At 34.5% G+C, this 20370-nt stretch carries 20 protein-coding genes and 1 pseudogene; 9 read left to right on the forward strand and 12 right to left on the reverse strand.

Translation table 11 applies throughout. The features are described from left to right. The first annotated feature begins 93 nt into the window (after nucleotides 1-93). Both WAK64_RS07450 and WAK64_RS07455 read left to right on the forward strand, forming a co-directional pair. Nucleotides 94-840, forward strand: coding sequence for a gluzincin family metallopeptidase (locus WAK64_RS07450; protein WP_336586336.1), 747 nt, complete (start codon nucleotides 94-96; stop codon nucleotides 838-840). Then, the gene (locus tag WAK64_RS07455; RefSeq protein WP_336586337.1) at nucleotides 803-1762 is read left to right on the forward strand and encodes a M3 family metallopeptidase; all 960 of its coding nucleotides are present in this window, start codon (nucleotides 803-805) and stop codon (nucleotides 1760-1762) included. The genes WAK64_RS07450 and WAK64_RS07455 overlap by 38 nt, the downstream gene beginning before the upstream one ends. Before the next feature lie 167 nt (nucleotides 1763-1929). On the opposite strand, the gene WAK64_RS07460 is transcribed toward WAK64_RS07455, so the two are convergent. From WAK64_RS07460 to WAK64_RS07505, 10 genes are all read right to left on the reverse strand, one after another. Next, nucleotides 1930-2388 (reverse strand): 2-thiouracil desulfurase family protein, encoded by a 459-nt coding sequence (locus WAK64_RS07460; protein WP_336586338.1) that lies wholly within the window; start codon nucleotides 2386-2388, stop codon nucleotides 1930-1932. Between the two features lie 268 nt (nucleotides 2389-2656). Continuing rightward, on the reverse strand, nucleotides 2657-3202 hold the full coding sequence (locus WAK64_RS07465; protein WP_336586339.1) for a GNAT family N-acetyltransferase: 546 nt from the start codon (nucleotides 3200-3202) through the stop codon (nucleotides 2657-2659). 110 nt (nucleotides 3203-3312) lie between these two features. Then, a complete protein-coding gene (locus WAK64_RS07470) occupies nucleotides 3313-4152 on the reverse strand; it encodes a nucleotidyltransferase (RefSeq protein WP_336586340.1) in 840 nt (279 codons plus the stop codon). A 320-nt stretch (nucleotides 4153-4472) separates the two neighbouring features. Beyond that, nucleotides 4473-5642 (reverse strand): dicarboxylate/amino acid:cation symporter, encoded by a 1170-nt coding sequence (locus WAK64_RS07475; RefSeq protein ID WP_336586341.1) that lies wholly within the window; start codon nucleotides 5640-5642, stop codon nucleotides 4473-4475. 191 nt (nucleotides 5643-5833) lie between these two features. Beyond that, nucleotides 5834-6820, reverse strand: a complete 987-nt coding sequence (locus WAK64_RS07480) for a DUF2268 domain-containing putative Zn-dependent protease (RefSeq protein ID WP_336586342.1) — start codon at nucleotides 6818-6820, stop codon at nucleotides 5834-5836. A gap of 113 nt (nucleotides 6821-6933) precedes the next feature. Further along, on the reverse strand, nucleotides 6934-7923 hold the full coding sequence (locus WAK64_RS07485; protein ID WP_336586343.1) for a nuclease-related domain-containing protein: 990 nt from the start codon (nucleotides 7921-7923) through the stop codon (nucleotides 6934-6936). Between the two features lie 958 nt (nucleotides 7924-8881). Next, nucleotides 8882-9787 (reverse strand): stage II sporulation protein P, encoded by a 906-nt coding sequence (gene spoIIP / locus WAK64_RS07490; RefSeq protein WP_336586344.1) that lies wholly within the window; start codon nucleotides 9785-9787, stop codon nucleotides 8882-8884. Beyond that, nucleotides 9777-10316: an RNA polymerase sigma factor gene (locus tag WAK64_RS07495; RefSeq protein WP_336586345.1), complete on the reverse strand. Its 540-nt coding sequence runs from the start codon at nucleotides 10314-10316 to the stop codon at nucleotides 9777-9779. The genes spoIIP and WAK64_RS07495 overlap by 11 nt, the downstream gene beginning before the upstream one ends. Nucleotides 10317-10985: 669 nt before the next feature. Then, nucleotides 10986-11696: an aspartate/glutamate racemase family protein gene (locus WAK64_RS07500; RefSeq protein WP_336586346.1), complete on the reverse strand. Its 711-nt coding sequence runs from the start codon at nucleotides 11694-11696 to the stop codon at nucleotides 10986-10988. Nucleotides 11697-11730: 34 nt separating this feature from the next. Next, nucleotides 11731-12195, reverse strand: a complete 465-nt coding sequence (locus WAK64_RS07505) for a GNAT family N-acetyltransferase (RefSeq protein ID WP_336586347.1) — start codon at nucleotides 12193-12195, stop codon at nucleotides 11731-11733. A 165-nt stretch (nucleotides 12196-12360) separates the two neighbouring features. Here WAK64_RS07505 and WAK64_RS07510 point away from each other — a divergent pair, with 165 nt between their 5' ends. From WAK64_RS07510 to WAK64_RS07535, 6 genes and pseudogenes are all read left to right on the forward strand, one after another. Next, on the forward strand, nucleotides 12361-12513 hold the full coding sequence (locus WAK64_RS07510; protein ID WP_336586348.1) for a hypothetical protein: 153 nt from the start codon (nucleotides 12361-12363) through the stop codon (nucleotides 12511-12513). 343 nt (nucleotides 12514-12856) lie between these two features. Beyond that, nucleotides 12857-13246 carry a hypothetical protein gene (locus tag WAK64_RS07515; RefSeq protein WP_336586349.1) on the forward strand — a complete coding sequence of 130 codons (390 nt, stop codon included), beginning with the start codon at nucleotides 12857-12859 and terminating at the stop codon, nucleotides 13244-13246. Between the two features lie 452 nt (nucleotides 13247-13698). Beyond that, nucleotides 13699-14217, forward strand: coding sequence for a GNAT family N-acetyltransferase (locus WAK64_RS07520; protein ID WP_336586350.1), 519 nt, complete (start codon nucleotides 13699-13701; stop codon nucleotides 14215-14217). 441 nt (nucleotides 14218-14658) lie between these two features. Next, nucleotides 14659-15856, forward strand: a pseudogene (locus tag WAK64_RS07525) (IS110 family RNA-guided transposase). 733 nt (nucleotides 15857-16589) lie between these two features. Beyond that, on the forward strand, nucleotides 16590-17063 hold the full coding sequence (locus tag WAK64_RS07530; RefSeq protein WP_336586351.1) for a transposase family protein: 474 nt from the start codon (nucleotides 16590-16592) through the stop codon (nucleotides 17061-17063). Nucleotides 17064-17113: 50 nt separating this feature from the next. Then, nucleotides 17114-17311 carry a transposase gene (locus WAK64_RS07535; protein ID WP_336586352.1) on the forward strand — a complete coding sequence of 66 codons (198 nt, stop codon included), beginning with the start codon at nucleotides 17114-17116 and terminating at the stop codon, nucleotides 17309-17311. A gap of 73 nt (nucleotides 17312-17384) precedes the next feature. Here the strand turns inward: WAK64_RS07535 and WAK64_RS07540 are convergent, their stop codons facing one another. Then, the gene (locus WAK64_RS07540) at nucleotides 17385-18230 is read right to left on the reverse strand and encodes a helix-turn-helix transcriptional regulator (RefSeq protein WP_336586353.1); all 846 of its coding nucleotides are present in this window, start codon (nucleotides 18228-18230) and stop codon (nucleotides 17385-17387) included. 123 nt (nucleotides 18231-18353) lie between these two features. On the opposite strand from WAK64_RS07540, the gene fabF reads away from it, so the two are divergent. After that, a complete protein-coding gene (gene fabF, locus WAK64_RS07545; protein WP_336586354.1) occupies nucleotides 18354-19589 on the forward strand; it encodes a beta-ketoacyl-ACP synthase II in 1236 nt (411 codons plus the stop codon). A 356-nt stretch (nucleotides 19590-19945) separates the two neighbouring features. On the opposite strand, the gene WAK64_RS07550 is transcribed toward fabF, so the two are convergent. Next, entirely contained in the window at nucleotides 19946-20278 is a 333-nt protein-coding gene (locus tag WAK64_RS07550) for a hypothetical protein (protein WP_336586355.1), read from the reverse strand. Nucleotides 20279-20370 lie beyond the last annotated feature (92 nt).

Genomic DNA, 20370 nt, shown 5'->3' on the forward strand with positions numbered 1-20370 from the left:
CATTCTTCTACCATTTGAATTGCATAAATAATGTAATTTTGAAATAATAACAATGATAAATTTCCATACCATAACAAAAGGAGCAAAATTTAGATGACCTTTGATATTCTTACATTTAAGAAGGAAATAAACAAATTACTAGATGTAAACATTACTTCAGAGGAAGTGATGAACGATTTCTTAGCTAATATTTCTATACTATTTGATCAAATAGATGAATTTTTAATGAATAAATATATCGACTTTCAGCGAGAGACGACAAACACTCAATTGCAGGATGATTACTCTGTATCGCAACAACAAATAAAACCTGTTTATAAAAAAGCAAAAAATCAAATTGAGAAAAAAATCTATGATTCTAGGGAGTATTTAACGATAGATTATCAATATTTCATTGAACGTATAGAAAATTCTCTCTCCTTAATGAATGACGAGAATATTCAATTACTGATAGATGAGGATCAATTAATCACCAACTACTTCCATTCTCGCAGTGAAATGACTGCAAACTGGAAAGGTGAAAATATTCCGGCAGATGACCTGATTGGTTTTCTCTATGAAGATTCCAGGAATGACAGAGAAAAAGCTTTAAAGCTACTAAGTAATACCTATATTTCAAAAGAAACCACTTTTCATTCACTCTTAGATAAGATGCTTCAAATAAGATTAGAACAAGCAAATAATGTAGGCTTGAATAACTATCGAGATTATATGTTCAAAAAATATGAACGGTTTCATTTCAGCCCTAACGATTGCTTAAACTTAGCAGAATCTATTCGAAAATACGTGCTGCCAATCGTAAATGAATTTCATAAAGAGGAAAGAAGGTTTAACGATTGATACAGTAAAACCGTGGGATACAAAGGTAGAAAGTGCGCAGACAGTGACTATTCCATACAAAAATACTTCTGAAATGGTTGATAAGGCAGAGAATTTGTTACATCAGCTTTCTCCATCCTTTTCTACTTTGTTACGGGAAATGAAGGAATTGAATCATTTGGATTTAGAGAGTCGGAAAGGAAAAGCTCCTGGTGGATTTTGTGAATTCTTACCAGCGTCAAAAACGTCGTTTATCCTGTTAAACCTAGTGAATACGAAGGATGACCTTGCCATCTTTCTTCATGAAATGGGACACGGCATCCATCATGACCTTATGAAAGAGCTCCCATTAAACCAATATAAAACTTTACCTAAGGAAACTGCTGAACTTGCGGCTATGTCAATAGAGCTCTTGACGTTAGAAAATTGGACTTCATTGTATCATAATGATGGAGAATATAATCAGGTAAAAAGAGAGCTCTTCAAACAAATTCTTGAATTTATCCCTATGACCATCGTGATTGATCAATTTCAACATTGGTTGTACACGAATCCAAGCCATACCCACGAAGATAGAAATAATGCCTTTTTGCGCATAGTAGAAACATATGAAAGTAGTGAAGTGAATTGGGAAGGACTTGAGGAGTGGAAAAAAAATCAATGGATGGATGTTATCCATCTATTTGAGACACCATTTTATTATATCGAATATGCAATCGCACAACTTGGTGCTTTACAGCTTTACAGAAACTATAAAGAAGACCCACATTCAACCATTCAACAATTTATTGAAGCTTTATCATTAGGCTCTTCTAAACCTGTGAAGGAAATCTATTCAATTGCTGGAATTGACTTTACTCTCTCAGAAGAGATGATGAAAGACTTAATGGCCTTTGTTATGGAAGAAATAAAGTCTACAACTGTCCTTAGTCAAAATTCATAATAGAATCGCTCTGTCGGAAAATAAAAGAAGCGAATACCCTTTGTTGCTATAGGTTATTCGCTTCTTTCTTCTTAATTTGGTTGTAACTTACGCTTCATTTTCACCTATACTGATGTGGATGGGTTCAACTGATTTAGAATCCTAGCTCAAATAGTAGCCGCTTAGGTTCATAACAGTTGATCGGCAAACTGTTCTTCTGAAATAACATGAAAGCCATTTCTCTTTAATAATGCCGAGGTTACTCCGTCTCCCATTCTTTTTTCACCAGAAAATTTACCATTATAAATCATTGTACTCCCACAAGATGGACTACTTTCTTTTAACACAATGGTAGTAGCTTGAATTTCTCTTGCTTGCTCGAGTGTAGCAAATGCGCCTTTTAGAAATTGGGGGGTTACATCTTCCCCCGACTTTGTGATCACTTTGGCATGGCCATCAAGTACGTCTCCCCCATCCCCACCTACAATTTCAGCGGGTTCTCTGGGAATGGATAAACCTCCGAGTAACTCAGGACATGCTACGACCGCTTTTTGTTCTTTGACTAATCGATCAATTTTATGATTTAAACAGTGTGTCTCATTATAGCGAACCTCTAATCCTGCTAAACAAGAACTTACTAAAATCATCCTCATCACCTCTTATAATTTGCTTACATTTACAACTTAAAATAATCAAAATGAGTTAAAAAGTTTCAAACTAGAAATGTGTGATAGACAAAGAGTAATGGTGAAAATAAACGTTAAATATTTTGACTCCCCAATTGAAAAATACAGAAATAACAATAGATAATAGATTGAAGTATATCGTACATACCTATTCTCAAGTTTATCCATTGTGTAGAGAAGCAGATGAATGTAAAGGGATGACCATTTTTTAAAAGGTGCTAAAAAGAACTTATTTTCTATTCCATTCTTCCTTTAACATTCCATACACGACATGATCAACAAAATGATCATACAGCCATTCTGCTTGTCTAATCGTCCCTTCATTCACAAAACCTAGTCTTTCTGGAATACTTCTACTTTTTTTATTCTCCACAGCAGCCCTAATTTCAACTTTGTTCATGTTTAATTCCATAAACGCATATTCCGTCAATGCTTGTGCAACCTTAGTCATGATGCCATTCCCTTGATATGATTCTCCGAGCCAATAGCCAATATATCCGGTTTTATTTGCCCAATTAAGACTATTAAAGCCAGCTGTTCCAACTATCTTTCCCTTATAGAGGATAGCGGTTGTTATACTTTTATTTTCAGCATAGTTTTTAAGGCTTCCTTCAATAAAAGATTTCGTATCCTCAACGGTTTTCGTAAAATCAAGCCACGGTAACCACTCTCGTAAGTAGGTTCTTGATTGATCTGTCATTTCAAACACCTTATCTGCATCTTTTACTTCAATTAACTTTAAAGAAACGTCTTCATCCACTTTATGTACAAACATATTTTAACCTCCTCATTTATGTATTTTTTCAATTTTATATCAACACTACTAAAAGTCAATATTTTTCTGAAAAAATATACTGAGAGAATGGTAACTATCATTCGAATTCATTAGATTTCTAAATGCCTCACCTTTTTTGGGTTATAGATTTGTAACCACTTATCTGACTGAATCACCATCCAGCTTCCCATTTCATTTAAAAAATCAATTATTTCACTAACATTTCCCACTGGTGCAATCGCATAGTGAAGTGCTTGTTGCATTTCTTTTTCCTTCTCAGGATAATAAGTAGAAAATATCTTATAAGCTGGGAATAAGTCTCGTGTATATAGATTTTCTTCCTCAATCACAAGAGCAAGTCCTGCCCTGACGATAATTTTCATAATCCATCGACAACAATCTACTATATCTTCCCTATCCTCATTACCAGTAAGGTCTGTGATAGCCTGATCTATTTGCCTTTTTAAAATAATTAAATGATCGTTAGCTAATGATTTATCTGCCTTGTACTCCGGTAATAATTTCTTTATATCTTCACCAAACACACACACACTATGGGTCTTTATCATAAATGGAATGATTGAAAACGTAATGTTGTTTAATACATCTTCAATAAAGTAGAAACTAAATTCCACTCCATCCACACAATCAAATTGTTGATTTAATTCATGTTCAGCCTCGGTCCAGTTCAATTCATGATCATTGATCATTTTATTTGTAATGGCAATTGTGTCTAAGTCTGAAACACCATGAATACCTAAACCACGAGGAACTGACCCACGAATATATACACTGTGTAAATCCTCACCTAAATGCCTCTTGTATATTTCTACTACATTTTCAATTACCCTATAAAATTCAGGTTGAATCTTATTAGTATTTGAATCATTCATTATGTACCCGTCATCATCCACCGGGCAATATCGCCCTATATTTTTAATACGCGTCAATAAATTCTCCCCTTTGCCTCATATCCAATAGCTGAATTTTTTGGAAATATTTAATACTATTACCTTATCATAAAGGATTTCTTCTGAGAACAGACAGTTTGTCATCGACTTTTACATAACTATCTAAACTGAAGTTCATTTAACTAGTGTGATAGGTAATAACTCTTTGATAGTTAGTCCTTCATCCCCTTCACGAAATGTTCTTCGCCAATACGAAGCTGAATCATATGTAAGACGGAAACGGAAAAAATCTGGCCCGCTATGGAAAAAGGAGCCAGATTATCATTGTTAAAATGTAGTTTTCCATTTTGAAGATAACGTTAGATTATTATTTTCTCTTTCTTACTTAACTTATCAGCGATTACTGTAATAGCACCATCCCCCGTCACGTTACAAGCTGTACCAAAACTATCCTGAGCCAAGTAGAGGGCAATCATAATAGCAAGCATCGTAGGGTCAAAACCAAGCATCGTATCAAGGAGACCTATTGCTGCCATTACTGCTCCACCTGGTACACCAGGAGCTGCAATCATTGTAACGCCAAGCATTAAAATAAACGGTAGGATACTAGAAAATGTTATTTCTACCCCTTGAAGCATCATCACAGCTACGGCACAGCTAACAAGTGTAATCGTACTTCCAGATAAATGAATTGTTGCAAGTAGGGGCACAGAAAAATCGGCTACTCCTTCTCGAACACCAAGCTTTTTAGAATGCTTTAAAGTGACTGGAATCGTGGATGCGGATGATTGTGTACCTAAAGCAGTAAAGTAGGCTGGAATCATTTCTTTTACTAGCTTAATAGGGTTTTGCTTAGAAACTACTCCTGCCATTGTATATTGAACGAACAAGAATAATAGATGAAGAACAATAATCATCAAAAATACTTTTGCAAATACACTCATAATGGTACTTACTTGACCACCATGAGTCATATTAGCGAAAATCCCGGAAATATGAAAAGGTAACAATGGGATAATTATCTTAGAAATCAGCTTTTCAATAATCGTTTTAAAATCATCCATCACGTTTTGAAGGGCATTACTAGACAAAGCAGCTAACCCAAGCCCGATTGTGAACGCTAATATTAATGCGGACATGACACTCATAATAGGAGGCATCTCCACTTGGAAAAATGGAGAGAGTAACGCTTCTTCTGGATTTTCAAATGCTTTAAAGCTTTGATTAGATAATAAACTGGGATAAAATAGGCTCGCTGAAAGAAAAGCAATTATTCCAGCCAGAACCGTGGACCCGTATGCTAAACCTGCTGTGATACCTAATAACTTTCCAGCTCCCTTCCCCATTCTTCCTATTCCAGGCGCGATAAATCCAATAATAATTAAGGGGATAGCAAACCCTAAAAAATTCCCAAATAAATGATTAAATGTAGCGAAAAGTTGAATGATCCAACTAGGTGAGAAATACCCAATCAAAATTCCTATCACTATGGCAAGAATGATTTTTGGTAATAATCCAATTTTTTTCATAATCTTATGTTCTCCTCCGAAAAACAAATGTATTTTTAAGGAGGATTATACATGGTTTTTGGAGGAGTGTTAAGACAAACTTACTATATTGATAAAGTAAAAATATTTTATTGATTTTAAATATTAAGTTTTTAATTAAAGCAGGGATTCCAATACGATTGTTTTAAGTTGTCATTAATAGGAAAACTCGCCTATGACTCTATTAAGATATGACTGTAATCACTTCCCTCAAGGATTCCTTTTGAATCAAGCTTTGTCCATTCTTCATTGGAGATTGCAGGGTTATTCTTTATGTAACTTTCTAGAATGGTAAACCCTATTTTATAGTTTGACCACATGGGAAGGCCTTTAGCATAATCTCCTTCTAAAAAATCTCTATAAATATCATGATTAGTTAAATTAGCATTGTCCTTCAACTCATTTAAAATAACCTCTTTCGTGTTTTCTGGAAGTGGTTCGACCCAAGGCACTGTTTTATTTGGATAAACGATACGAGCAAACAAATCTGCTTTTCCTTCAAATATAGCTGAATCCATTAGTGGGTAGTTTCCTTCATAGGTTTCCATATTTACAGTATGATGATATTCGTGTGCTACTGCATACGTTAACGCACTACTTACAAAGTCTGGATCAATTTGAAGTAAGAGTACATTCTCACTAAATGCTACACCTGATACACCTTCCATTCTATTTACTGGAAAAGTATTTTCAGGATTCAACGGCATAATGAATATAACCTTATTCTTTCCTGTTAATTGTTTTGCAGATTTTAGAAGTGATTCTTTAATAAGCTGATTGATTTCTTCTTGCTGCTTTAGAAGCTTTATAGTATTTTCTTTCAACTTTTCAACGTTCTTTGTTGGCAAAAAGAACGATTGATAATTATTAATTGTTGCTTCTTGCTCATACGCTTTCTCTTTAAATGGCTGTACGACTCTAGTGAAATATTCTCCCTCCGTGTTTAACTGTGAGTCTTCCTGAGCGGCACTTGTATAATCAAGTATTTCCTCATAAAGGGGGATAATGTGAAAGGTTTGTTCATTGTGGTTGAATTCTACGGATGATTGGGACGGGATTTTTTCTTTTTCATTTTTAGGTTGTTGACTACTATCCTTTGAACAACTAGCGAGTAAAAGCAGGCTTATTAAAAGAATCCATATACTAAATAGTTTGCTCATTTCTACCATCTCCTACAAAAAATAGATTTTAATGGGGATACGAGTCAATTTGGGATAAGTTTCATTTTTGATCTATTTATTTTACGAAAAATTACTACATAACAAAAACACAGTTAAACAGGTTGTATTTGAAGTTTTTTTTCTGATATCATATATTCTCGATCTTTGAAAGAACCTGTAGATGAAAGGCCTGTATCATTTAACAATCTGGAAGCAGTAAATATTGATGGGATGTGAAAAAAGTTACGAAATTCCCTATTCGTGATAGTCGGTTTAATTAGATAAAGATAATCAATTAATGAAAATAAATAAGCTATTTTACTAAAATTGTTACATTTTTCACACCACCACCCTCCCCGAATTCGTTCTAATGGAATGTAATTACAAACTGGACAATGAACACCGGTTAAGATTTGACTAGTACATATATTAAATTGTTTCATAACATCTGGATTTAATGGGGTGTCATCCTTTAGAATAGTTGTCGTTACTTTTTCCATTTCTTCACTTGATAAAATTGGAAGAGAATATTGTTCCTCAAGCAGGAGAATTTTATCGGGAAGAGATGCAGCGTGTATAACCTTTCTTGAAAGAGAGTCAGAATTTGATGAAGCTTTAATTTGTGAAGAAGGATTGGATATAATGATGTAGGAAATGATAGGCATTTTTGAAGGGACGAACTTTTGTAAATATTGCTCGAACTGCTTAGACTGTTTATTAATTTGAAGCAAAGGGTCTGGAAAAACATTAACCTGATCGTTTGTAGTTCTAATTAATTGATGAAAAACTTGATCAAAAAGCAAAGTTCCTACAATGTTTTTGATTTCTAGAATTAGTACAAAACAACTAGATAAGATAAGGGTATCAAGTTGAAAAATTGTATTATTTTCACCTTGTAGCCTCAGATCATGAAAAATGAAGCAGTCATTTTTGTTAAATGCAGAAAGATAATAATCTAATGAACGTTCACCCCGAAACCCTGCTTTACTTTTTTTAAATTCCTCATTAATTTTACTTCGAGCAGGGTGATGATTTGACACTCTCCTCATAAGTGCATCGAGTTTTCGAATCTTTAAAGGGGTTTTTCGCGCCTTTTTAATCATGTGGCACCTCCTTCCTATTTCTATAATAATTCCATTTTCTCACGTGAAATACCTCTGTTTATAATTCAAAAAGAATACTATTTATAGAGTAATTACATGCAGTTATTAACTAACACTTATAGAAATACACCAATTTATTTGCAAAACTAACACATTTTCTTGCAGGTCTACATTTTAAAGTGAACTTACGCTAATTACGTGCGAATACTACCCGTTTACTTGCAGAAATACACTAAATACTTGCAATACTAGTACGTTTACTTGCAGAAATACACTAAATACTTGTGGAAACTACCCGTTTACTTGCAGAAATACACTAAATACTTGCGAATACTACCCTTTTACTTGCAAAACTAACACATTTTCTTGCAGATCTACATTTTAAAGTGAACTTACGCTAATTACGTGCGAATACTACCCGTTTACTTGCAGAAATACACTAAATACTTGCGGAAACTACCCTTTTACTTGCAAAACTAACACGTTTACTTGTAGATCTACTTTTTCAGTGAACTTACGCTAATTACGTGCGAATACTACCCGTTTACTTGCAGAAATACACTAAATACTTGCGGAAACTACCCTTTTACTTGCAAAACTAACACGTTTTCTTGCAGATCTACATTTTAAAGTGAACTTACGCTAATTACTTGCGAATGCCACCCGTTTACTTGCAGAAATACACTAAATACTTGCGGAAACTACCCTTTTACTTGCAAAACTAATACGTTTTCTTGCAGATCTACTTTTTAAAGTGAACTTACGCTAATTACGTGCGAATACTAACCGTTTACTTGCAGAAATACACTAAATACTTGCGAACACTACCCGTTTACTTGTAAAAATACATCAAATACTTGCAATACTAGCACGTTTACTTGCAGATCTACTTTTTTTACACGATTTACATCAAATACTACCGAATTTACCTCCTTCATGCAAACAGCCAGTTTATTCGCTAATTTAGCTTCTCAAGCTTTACTACTTCTTTTATTGCTTCTGCCATTATGTCAACTGTTCGATATATATCTTCCATTTTATTTTCATAACCGCCAATTTCTACTATTAGTGACTTTGCAAGTAGGTCTTGATTATACGCCTTTTGTGTTCCATGACTTTCTTTATGCATAATACCTCTTGATAACCCTGGATATTCTTTCTCTAATTCATTATGAAGTGATTCGGCAAACTTTACATTTTCTTCGTAATATGGACTAGCAGGGCTAACGATAAAAAAGACTTTTCCGTACTCTATTCCGTCCATTTTTTTTGTAGTGATGTCTTTTGTTTGTGAATCTCTGTGAATATCGAAAACCATATCAATGCTATCATGATTACGAATTTGCTTTAAAAGTCCTTCACGGGATATTTCATAGAGGTCTTGAAATGATAAGCCCCGCTCTTTTGCAATTCCCATTACATCTGTTTTATCATGAATCGCCACTATATCATAACTTTTCAATTGTTCAAGTAATCTTTCACCGGCTAATGAGATATTGTACGATTCATCATATGCATATTCAGCTGATAATTCTGGATTGAAGGTTTCTTGATTGTGTGTATGGTAAATATATACGAGAGGGTCTTTTGTTTGATCAACCATTACCGGAGGGTCTTTATGCTCTATAGAAGCCAAGCTATTGCTTATTTTTTCGAAATTTGCTCCACTTACTAGCCACCATCCACTCATCATGCTGATGAAAACAGAAATGGAAGCAATCGACCATTTCTTATATTTTCTCCGCTTTTCTTTTTTCCTCGCTTTTTTTTCTAAAAGGCTTTTTGTATTTAATACAAATTCCTCCCTTGGCACGACAGTATTAGATTCTTTGATTAACTGCAGCAAATCTTTTTCAGTTGGCATTTCGGATGACCTCCTCAGCATAAAGATGAATTTTCTTCTGTAACTCTTTCAAGGCTCTGTGATAAGTAACTTTTATTTTTGATTCACTGCACTGGAGGATTTCAGCTGTTTCTTTAATGGAATATTCATTTATTGCTCTTAATATTATGACAGCTCGAAAATTTGGCTTTAAGCGAGAGATGGCTTCATTTACATGGTCTTTTAACTCTTTCATTTCAAATAATTCATCGGGTGCCTTCTCCTTTGAAGCGAGTTGTAAGAAAAATCCTTCCTTAAAAATAGAAATAAATTTCTTCCTTCTGTAATGGTCAACCGCCACATGTTTGGCAATCGATAAAATCCATGTTTTCATATTTTTTCCTTTCCTAAACATGGATAACTGGTTTAGGACACGTATAAATACTTCCTGTGTTAGATCTTCTGCATCATTTTGATTACCTGAAAAGCAAACAAGAAACCGGTAAACATCTAAATAATAGTGTTGATAAACCTCAGCAATGCTGTCTTCCAGATTATCAAAATCAACCATCCTCTTCCCCCTTTTTTATTGGTTAACTATTATTCGTTTCAAATGAGGAAAAAGTTACATATTTTTATTTAACACAAAGGAGGAACTCCTTACATTAATGGAAGTCACTCTCTGCATAAAGCAATTAAAGGTTGTCACAATCATCGTTTAAGATAGTCTTCGTGATCACTGACCTTCTACGATTTGAAGTCCATTCAAATATCCTACTGCTTTCCTAACACCAGCAATTTTCAGATTGAATAGCTCCTATATCTAGGATACCGTTGTCATAAAATCTTCGTGGATAGAAATATTTTCATTAAAGGTTGATTTAGGACTAATAAGAAAGACTGCTTTCAGGAGGTTTAAACAGAGGGGTATTGGCTGAAGAAAAAACTTAACGATATGATCGACTTTTTGCATAGCAAAGCTATTATGGTTGATAAACAACGTCAAAACTTATCCAGCCTTTCAAAAACCTACAACATTTGAGAATTTTGGAGGTTATGTGTTAAATTTGGTCCCATTTCAGAGGAAGATTAAGGTGTCATTGGTGTACGTATACCTCCTCTTTCAATTTGGAATTATGTTTTTAATAACTTTCCTAGAAATATCTTTAAAAAAGAGAAACATTGGATCAACGTTTCTCTCCTTTTTCCAACTTCAGCACATTACCTATCCTCTCACTCGTTAACGATTTAAAACGAAGTGATTCATGGCATAATCAGCCGCTTTTATTGCATGTATTTTTGTCGTATCAAATACTGGAACCTGAATGTCACTTTCTTTCACTAACATCGTGATTTCAGTACACCCGAGAATGATTCCTTCTGCGCCTTCGTGAATCAGCTTGTTAGTTATATCGAGATATTTTTGCTTGGATGCTTCCTTTACTTTACCTAAGCAGAGCTCATCGTAAATGATGTCATGTACAGTGTTTCGATCTTGTTCATCAGGTACAATGATATCGAGATTAGAGTTTGTTTGTAATCTTCCCTTATAGAAGTCTTGCTCCATTGTAAACTTCGTTGCTAATAAGCCCAGTCTCTTCAGTCCACGATTTTTAATTTCCTCGCCTGTCATATCGGCAATATGTAAAAGAGGGATTGATGTAGTGGCTTCTATTTCATCCGCTATTTTATGCATCGTATTTGTTCCAATAATTAAGAAATCAGCTCCTGCCTTTTCGATGCTTTTAACGGAGTCTACTAACCGTTCTGTTGCTTCTTCCCACCTACCTTCATGTTGAAGATCTTTAATAGGCTGGAAATCAACAGAGAACAAGACACATTTTGCAGAATGATGGCCACCAAGCGTCTCTTTTACTCTTTCATTGATTAATTGATAATAGATAGATGAAGATTCCCAACTCATTCCACCGAGAATGCCGATTGTTTTCATTTGTTATCCTCCCGTTTAATTAATGTCTATTTAGTTAAATATTTCCTTTCATTCTAATGACGCTCCCGTCAAACTCCGTATAAAGTTCTTCCATTCCCATGTTTTTGTAAAACGCAAGTGCCGTTGAATTATTTGGTGACACACGGAGGTGATATTCGCTTACCCCATTTTTATTAAAAAACGTCATGGCATATTGATGAAGCTTTTTTCCGAATCCAAGCTTACGTTTCTCAGGAACTAAATAGTATAAATTGACATACCCTATCACTTTCCCTTTGTATTCCTTAATCGTTAGCTCAACTTGACCAATAGGAATATCGTTCTCCAACACTAAAACAAATCCTTCCGGAAATTGTCTAGACTTGACTAAAAGCCATTCTAAATACTCTTTTTCATCACCTAAGCCTTTATCGGTTCCGAAACTAACGATGAAAGAATCTCTTCGAAAAGGGAGTACATATTTTTGGTGTTTCTGCACATCAATTGGAACAAAATGCATATCCTCCGGCCCCTTTCGTGTACCTCATTATAATAAGTGTACCATTCGCTTATTTTATTGAAAATAACAAAAATTCCATTATATTTGAAGACGAATGTCACTTCTTCAGCTGCTTTGTATAATTTTCTCTTAACAACAAACCCTATTCTCTAGGAGGTGATGGATGTGAATAAAGAGGTGGACGACAATAAAGTCGGTCAAAAATCAGATGACATGAACGCTATGGATCAAGGCTTAAACTTCATAGCACAAGTTGTTAATAATGCAACAGGTCTAGATAAAGGGAACGATGGAAAAATGGAGAAAGAAGAGGGATGAAGCGCCAATATTGGCGTTTTTTTATTGATTCTAAAAGAACATGATTGCCCTTTTCTGATACTGAAAACAATTTTTATCCATTTATTAGAGCAAATAATCGTATATACGGTGCTAGAATTTGACGTTATGATTAGTCAAATTAATCTTATAATAGGCTGTTTGCGTAAAGATTGTTCCTTTTGAGTCTAATAAGAGCTAATTTGCTTTTAATGGCATTGTCATGCAGCAAGTAAATCGAACACACTACTTTTCATTATCTAAATAAACTGACGATTCCATAATTTAGTGTATAATGACACTATAGGGGGTTTCATCTACTATTAAACAAAGGGGGAAAGAGATATTGTCTAAGGTTATTAAAAACAAAAAAACTGCTTTACTGTCCATCCCACTATTGATCATTTTTCTTGCTTCTTTTTCATACTTCATCTATGTATATACAGGTGAAAAAACACGATATGATGAAGTATTTAGGTATTTGACAGTAGAAAAAAGCTATAAAGATAGTGATATAACAAAAATTGAAGCCGAGCATTCCATACTGGATTTTATATTATCCTACGAGCCATGGAGTATATCAGTAGTATTTAATGACGAGCCAAATGCCATTTATTATTATCATTATAACAAAGGCGAAATTACTCAAGATGGTATTTCTGGTTATACAGAAAATGAAATATTTAAACATTATGAAGAAGTTGAGGGTGGGGTAAATAAAACTAAAAGTCCTTAGGCTTTGACAAAATAAAGAATAGAGCCGTTTCATAAAGGAATGGCTGTTTTTATACCCCATAAAGTCAAGCACTGAGGAACATTTTATTAATCAGCTCATTTTCCAGTCTCCTGGATGGGTTCAGGTCTTACTGCTTTAATTAGAGCATACTTCTTGTCGTTCGTAGTTGTCTATAGCAAAAAAGCTGGGTCAAAAAAGACACCTATAACCTCGGTGATTTCTTTTCCATTTATACATCTAGTTCCAGATTTTTAAGGAAGCTTGCCCACTTCATCCCTTCGACGATGACACATGTAATTTTTACATAACTAACCCTCCCTTTTTAATCGTTGTGAACGCAGCTTTCACATCTTTTAATTCGCCCAGATTATAGCAAGGTTCAAATATAGAGGATTACATTTAGAAAATGTCGAATTCATATTGTGTAAAGTATTTAATATGGAGGGATTTTAATGGGTAAAAATCAGGTAAAGATCATGGATGCTTATGATATTACTTTAGCAACGAGGAAAGATGAAGAACAAGTATTATCCCTCTTAAAGGAGGTTGCTGGATGGTTAAAGGATAAAGAGATAGACCAATGGAGATTTTTAGCAGATGGCGGCGAAGATGAAGAAATTAAACAAGCTATTCTTAGTAAAAGTACATATGTAGTTAAAAAGAGTGAATCCTTCGTTGCTACTTTTACTTTATATGAAACACAAAGTGATTGGGATCAACACATTTGGGGTCAAAAGAATGATGGCGCGGTTTACCTTCACAGGTTAGCCTTGACTAGGGAGGCTATCGGTTCAGCATTAGGAAAGACAGTATTACTTTGGTTGGAAGAACACGTTAAAGAAATGGGGAAAACCATTTTAAGATTAGATTGTGTAGAAAACAACTCTAAGCTAAACTATTTTTATCTCAATAATGGATATGAAAATGTTGGGGTAAAGGATGAACACTCTAAGTACCAGAAAAATTTGTAAAGCATATAAACTATTGATCATGAAGATTTCACTTATTACAGGTTTAAAAATAAGCCTTACATTGTGGTTAACTTAGAATCCATTTTGAAAGAAGATTGATCAAAATGGATTCTTATCTAGCAAATTTAAGTTTTGGTTTTATAAAAAAGTTTGATAATTTTTGTGATTCATATTTCATTAAAGCGCCCAATCGTATTATAAGGTCAACCGGATTTATTATATATCTGGTTGACCTATTTTTTATAGGTTATTCTTTAGGTAGTCGGGGTAGGACGATTGCGCCCGTGGGACTTGATCCCGTCGGCTATACTGTTCACCCCCTACTTGTAGAAACATGTTTGAGGCTGGTTGGGGCAAGACCCCGCATAACAAGCGAAGCTATGACACTACAAGAAAGACAGGGGCTACCGACAAATCTACTAAAAGGAGATGTGATACCGTATGGATCCAGTGATTGGCCTGGATGTCGTAAAAGGAGAAAGCCAAGTTCAAGCTTTCCTGGCAAGAAAGCAACCCTTCGGAAAGACCTTTAAATTTAAGCATGATACCAATGGATTACGTGATTTTTTTAAGTTTTTTAAAGAGGTGGAAAGCCACGTTGAATTAAAACCTGTCATTGTTTTTGAATCTACAGGGCACTACCATGAACCGATTTTACAGTTTCTCGATGAAAAGAAGATTGCGTACTATTTAGTGAATCCCGTTGTTTCTTACGAAACGAAAAAAAGTAGTCTTCGAAAAGTAAAATCAGACCCAGCTGATGCGAAACATTTATGCGAGATGTATTACAAAGAGGACTTAGTCGCCTATCAACGAAAAAATATTCAAACGATGAACCTGCGAAATCTGAATAGACAACACGATTCTTTAACACGGAACTATGTACAACTAAAACTTCAGTTTCAAACGATACTCGATCAAGTATTTCCTGAATATAAAGGGGTTTTTAGTAATTTATATGCGCCTTTATCTTTAAAAACGCTACTCCTCTACCCTACTTCTCATGAAGTATTAAAGGTACCAACAAAAGAATTAGCTACGGAAATGCATGGTATAGGAGGAAAAAGATCGTATGGGTGGTTTTATGAGAAGGCTTTGACAGTTAAAAGAGTCAGCAGAACGGAACCCATTTAAGAAGACACTGTATCAAAGTCATTTGGTTACGCTAAAAATGTATATTCAAATGCTTCTTCAACAACGAGAGTTTCTGAACGTACTAGAAAAGGAAATCGAATCGCTAGCGATGGAGTTTGAGGAATATGAGATTCTTACATCCATCCCAGGGATAGGGACTAAAATAGCAGCGACACTTATTTCAGAAATAGGCGATGTCACGCAGTTTAGTCACCCGAAAAAACTAGTAGCTTATGCCGGGATTGACCCAAGGGTTTACCAATCTGGTAAGTTTACAGCTACAATCAATCGAATTACCAAAAGAGGATCTACTAAGCTCCGTCAAACACTCTATACAGCTGTTCAGTGTGGATTAACCAATAATCGAAATGTAAAGATACGAGCGTATTATGACAAAAAAAGAAGTGAGGGCAAGCCTCACAAAGTAGCTATCATAGCTTGTGCCAACAAGCTATTGCATTGGATTTATGCCATATTAAAGCATAAACAAAAATTCACCACATAAACCAATACAATTAATTACACAACTTACAAAAACTTCAATTAGCAACGTTGAAGCTTCTTTGTCATGTATATTTTATTATATCACCTTAAATTTGGTATAATCACTTAAAAAGTATAGACTTATATTAGCTGGTATAGCTGAAGACTTGAATTCGAGAGAAATCCCATTCTTTTAAAACCTTCGTTACTTATATATCATTCTTTTCTAATCTGTATCAGTTATACAAATTAGCCAAATACGTTTTAGTTCTTTATCTATTAAAAACCATGTACAATCCCAAGCGATATCATAAAACCAAGTACTCGATGGGTTATAGGAACGATATGGAATAATATCTAAAATCCTATCGCCAAAGATAAAATAACATAATTCCTCTCCTAGTTTTTTAGCCTCCTTTGGTGTTCCAGGAAAAGATTCATAAGCCCCACCATGATATATTGTGTGTCCAAAGTCTCCCTCTAATAAAAACGGACTTATTCTTTCAAAATCTGTTTTACAAACTAATTCATCTTCTATTTTTTAACTCTGGAATAGCTTGTTTAATATCTTTAGATGTAAAAAACTTATTGAAATATCTTTCGTGTTCTTAACTCAAACACGGAGATAGCAAGTTTTAATTATTTCTTTTGGTTCATCACCAAATTTTGTGATTTATCCATAAAAATAGGAAATAGCATCTATATAATCCTGGTCATAATGTTAGCCACTAAACAAACACTAGGAGGATTCATAAATGCTTTCCCTATCACTAGATTTGCCAGAATTTAAAGTCATTAAACAAGAAAATGGTTCGAATTTTCATTTTGTAGTCGTTGAGAAAGAATGTGAAGAAGAACGTTGTCCTTACTGTGGGTTTCTCGCTGGCTCTGTACACGACAGAAGGATAAGAAAAGTAAGAGATATAGCTCTACTCCATAAACCTTTGTATCTTTTTATCCAAGTGAGACGATTTCGTTGTCACAACTGCCTCGAGATTTTTTCTGAAACCTATGATTCTGTTAAACCTGGTTGTCATCAGACAAGTCGATTTAGAGAGTACCTCTATGAACAGTGTATAGATACCACTATTCAGTTTGTCAGTCGAAAACAACAGATTCCTTATTCTACTTTAGAAAGAATCTTTTACTCTGTCGCCCAGGAGAAAGCCGGGGAACATAAAGAAGTAATCGAAAAGAAAAGAAAAGAGATTCAGAAGACCTGGTTTTAAACTTAGATGAAGTATCCGTTCGAAAAGGTCATCGGTATGAAACGGTCTTGATGGATGCGAAATTGGGATGTGTACTTGGAATGATTCACGAACGCACTTGTAATTCTACCCAACAAGTTCTCCATCTGAATATCACCTCACCTGAAGCTGTCAAAACGGTTGTGTTGGATATGTGGAAGCCATTCCATAAAGCTATAAAGAGCTTATATCCATTTGCCTCCATTGTAGTGGACAGAGAGAGCAAGTAAAATTAAATTTCAATAAAAGGAATTACTTCGTTTAGTAATCAGTTTTATTTATCTAGTAAAAGAAATTACTTTATTAATTTTCATCGGAAACCCTATTCAATAAACGCTTTAATTTATTTTCTGTTTCCTCTACTGGTGTATAGACACTGCACCGTAAATCCATATCACCTTGAACTTGAAGAGAAGTTAAATTAAACAACATTTTGCCTGCTTTAGCATGTCTGAATTCAATTATCATTTCTGGAGCTTTACTCACTTGACTTTCTTGCCATAAATCTTTGAATTTAGAATGTGAATGACTCATTTCTTTAATAAATTGGTGGTACCATTCATCTCCTAAATAGTGCCCATAATAGGTACGGAAAATAGCAAGAAAACCTTTCACAAAATGTTCCCAATTGACGGCCAATGCTTTAAATTCTTTTCTAGTGAACAATAAACGAATCAAATTTCTTTGATCATTCGGTATTTGTTCAAAATCTAAAAAAATATGCGCTGATGCAGGATTCCAACCCACAATATGACAATGTCGATCCGTAATGATAGTTGGACAATATGTTAATTCAGCTAGTATTCGCTTTAAAGAAGGGCTAAGCTCTGATTGCTCCTTTTTTGGATTTATAGCTTCTGATTTTGTTTCTAATGCTAGGTCATATAAATAGTCTATTTCATCATTATTTAATTGCAAAGCTGTAGAAATACAATCAAGTACACTTGAAGAAACTTTTATATCTCTTCCTTGCTCTAGCCAGGTATACCAGGTGGTACTTACACCTGCTAATTGAGCAACTTCTTCTCTTCGTAACCCAGGTGTCCTTCTACGGAGTCCAGCAGGGAAACCCATAGACTCTGGCTTAATTTGGGCACGCTTAGATTTTAAGAACATCGACAAAGCTTCGAGCCTATTTTTATCATTCATTTTTTAAAACCCCACTTCATAATAATTTAACCTAGTAGTAATTATACCAGGATAAACAAACACTTGTAATAGGATAAAAGGAATGTAAAATACAAGTATATTATTGATTTGGGGGAATGAAAAGTGGAAAGAGTTGTGATTACTGGTATGGGAGTAGTTTCTCCTATAGGAAATAACATCAACACATTTTGGAATAATCTGATTAACAGAGAATCTGGTATATCCACTATTGATACATTTGATATTACTAATCATAAGACAAAAATTGCAGGTATCGTTAAAGATTTTAATGCAGATGAAGTTTTAGGAAAGAAAGAAGCAAGACATTTAGATCGATTTTCTCAATTTGCATTGGCTGCTGCTGAACAAGCTTGGACTGATTCTAAGTTAGAACTCGATCGAATAGATGTAGAAAGGCTCGGCGTATACGTAGGTTCAGGCATAGGAGGAATTAAAACCTTGATTGAAAATATCGATACGCTTAGGCAGAAGGGGCCAAGAAGAGTCAGCCCAACTCTAGTACCTTCCATGATTTCTAATGCTGCTGCTGCACAAATTAGTATCAAATGGAAGGCTATGGGACCCTCAATGTCACCTGTTTCTGCTTGTGCAATCGGAAATACAGCTATTGGAGAAGCCTTTAGACTAATCCGTACCGGAGAAACCGACGTTATGTTTGCGGGTGGAACAGAGGCAGCTATTACAGACTTATCAATAGCAAGTTTTGGTAATGCTAGAGCATTATCAACAAGGAACGATGATCCCATTAAAGCTAGTCGTCCATTTGATGAAAATCGAGATGGATTTGTTATGTCAGAAGGAGCTGGAATTCTAACCTTAGAATCTTTATCTCATGCTTTACGTAGAGAGGCAAAGATTTATGCTGAAATCATTGGATATGGTGCAAGTTCAGATGCACACAATATTGTAGCTACACACCCGGAAGGTAAAGGTGCATATCTTGCAATGAAATCAGCTTTAAAGAATGCCAATATATCTCCTGAAGAAATTGATGTTATTAGTGCACATGCAACAAGTACAAAAGTAGGGGACATCTCAGAAACGATGGCTATTAAACAGCTGTTCGGAAAACAAGCTTATCAAATTCCTGTAACAGCTAATAAATCTATGCTTGGTCATATGTTAGGAGCAGCTGGTGGAGTTGAAGCAATTGCATTAGCGATGAGTTTAAAAGAAGGGATAGTTCCTCCAACAATTAACTTAGAGAATCCTGATCCATTATGTGATCTAGATTATGTACCATCCATTGCTCGACAAGTGAAAATAAATACGGGACTATCAAACTCATTTGGTTTCGGAGGTCATAATGCATCTATTGTTTTAAAGAAATATGAGTGAATAAACTTCCCCTCGTCAATCTAACCAGTTCTGGTGCAAAATCTGAAAGCACCAATGCTAAGACCTCAAAGCTAAATTTTATTAACTATTACCAACAAATTGTAATATATAGTATTATTGTATATGATTGTTAAAGCAAAAAAGTTATGTGTCTATCAAAAGAAAAAGCAGACAGTCATTTTTCATTGTCTGCTTTTTTCTATAATTAAATACATTTTCCTTTTAGGTAATTTTTAATTGCTTAAAAAAAATTTGAAATTAAAAATTGGGCGAAATAAGGTCAAGGTTTAAATTTGAAATAACGTCACTCCATTAAAAAGTGCACCATAAATAGAACGTTTCCAAAAAACATCAATTTACAAAGGAGAGGTTGGTATGAACTCCAGAAATAATGTATAAGAATTTTTAAATGTCATGACTAGTAAAACATTTGTAAAAAGTGCAATTATCGATGAATCTAATAGAACTTTATTATAGATAAAAGGCTTTTCCATCTCAATTTCTGCTTCCTTTATCTGTGTATTTACTTTTACAATATTCTCTTCTAGTTCTTTTATTTGCTCCGGATAATCGTTGATGATGCTGATTAGACGGTTAATATTCCCTTTTCCATCTTTCAAAAGATGAACCTCAAACTCACTTTTTCCTTTCAGACCCGATTTATAGCCATCGAATAAATCTTTTCTCACAAACACCCCTTATAACGACCAACCAAAAAGGGCTTGTCATCTATGGGGAGGAATACAAAACAATAACTAGAGTTAACGGAAAAATTAGAAAA

Origin of the sequence: Bacillus spongiae (genome assembly GCF_037120725.1) — a bacterium.
GTDB classification, from domain to species: domain Bacteria; phylum Bacillota; class Bacilli; order Bacillales; family Bacillaceae_K; genus Bacillus_CI; species Bacillus_CI spongiae.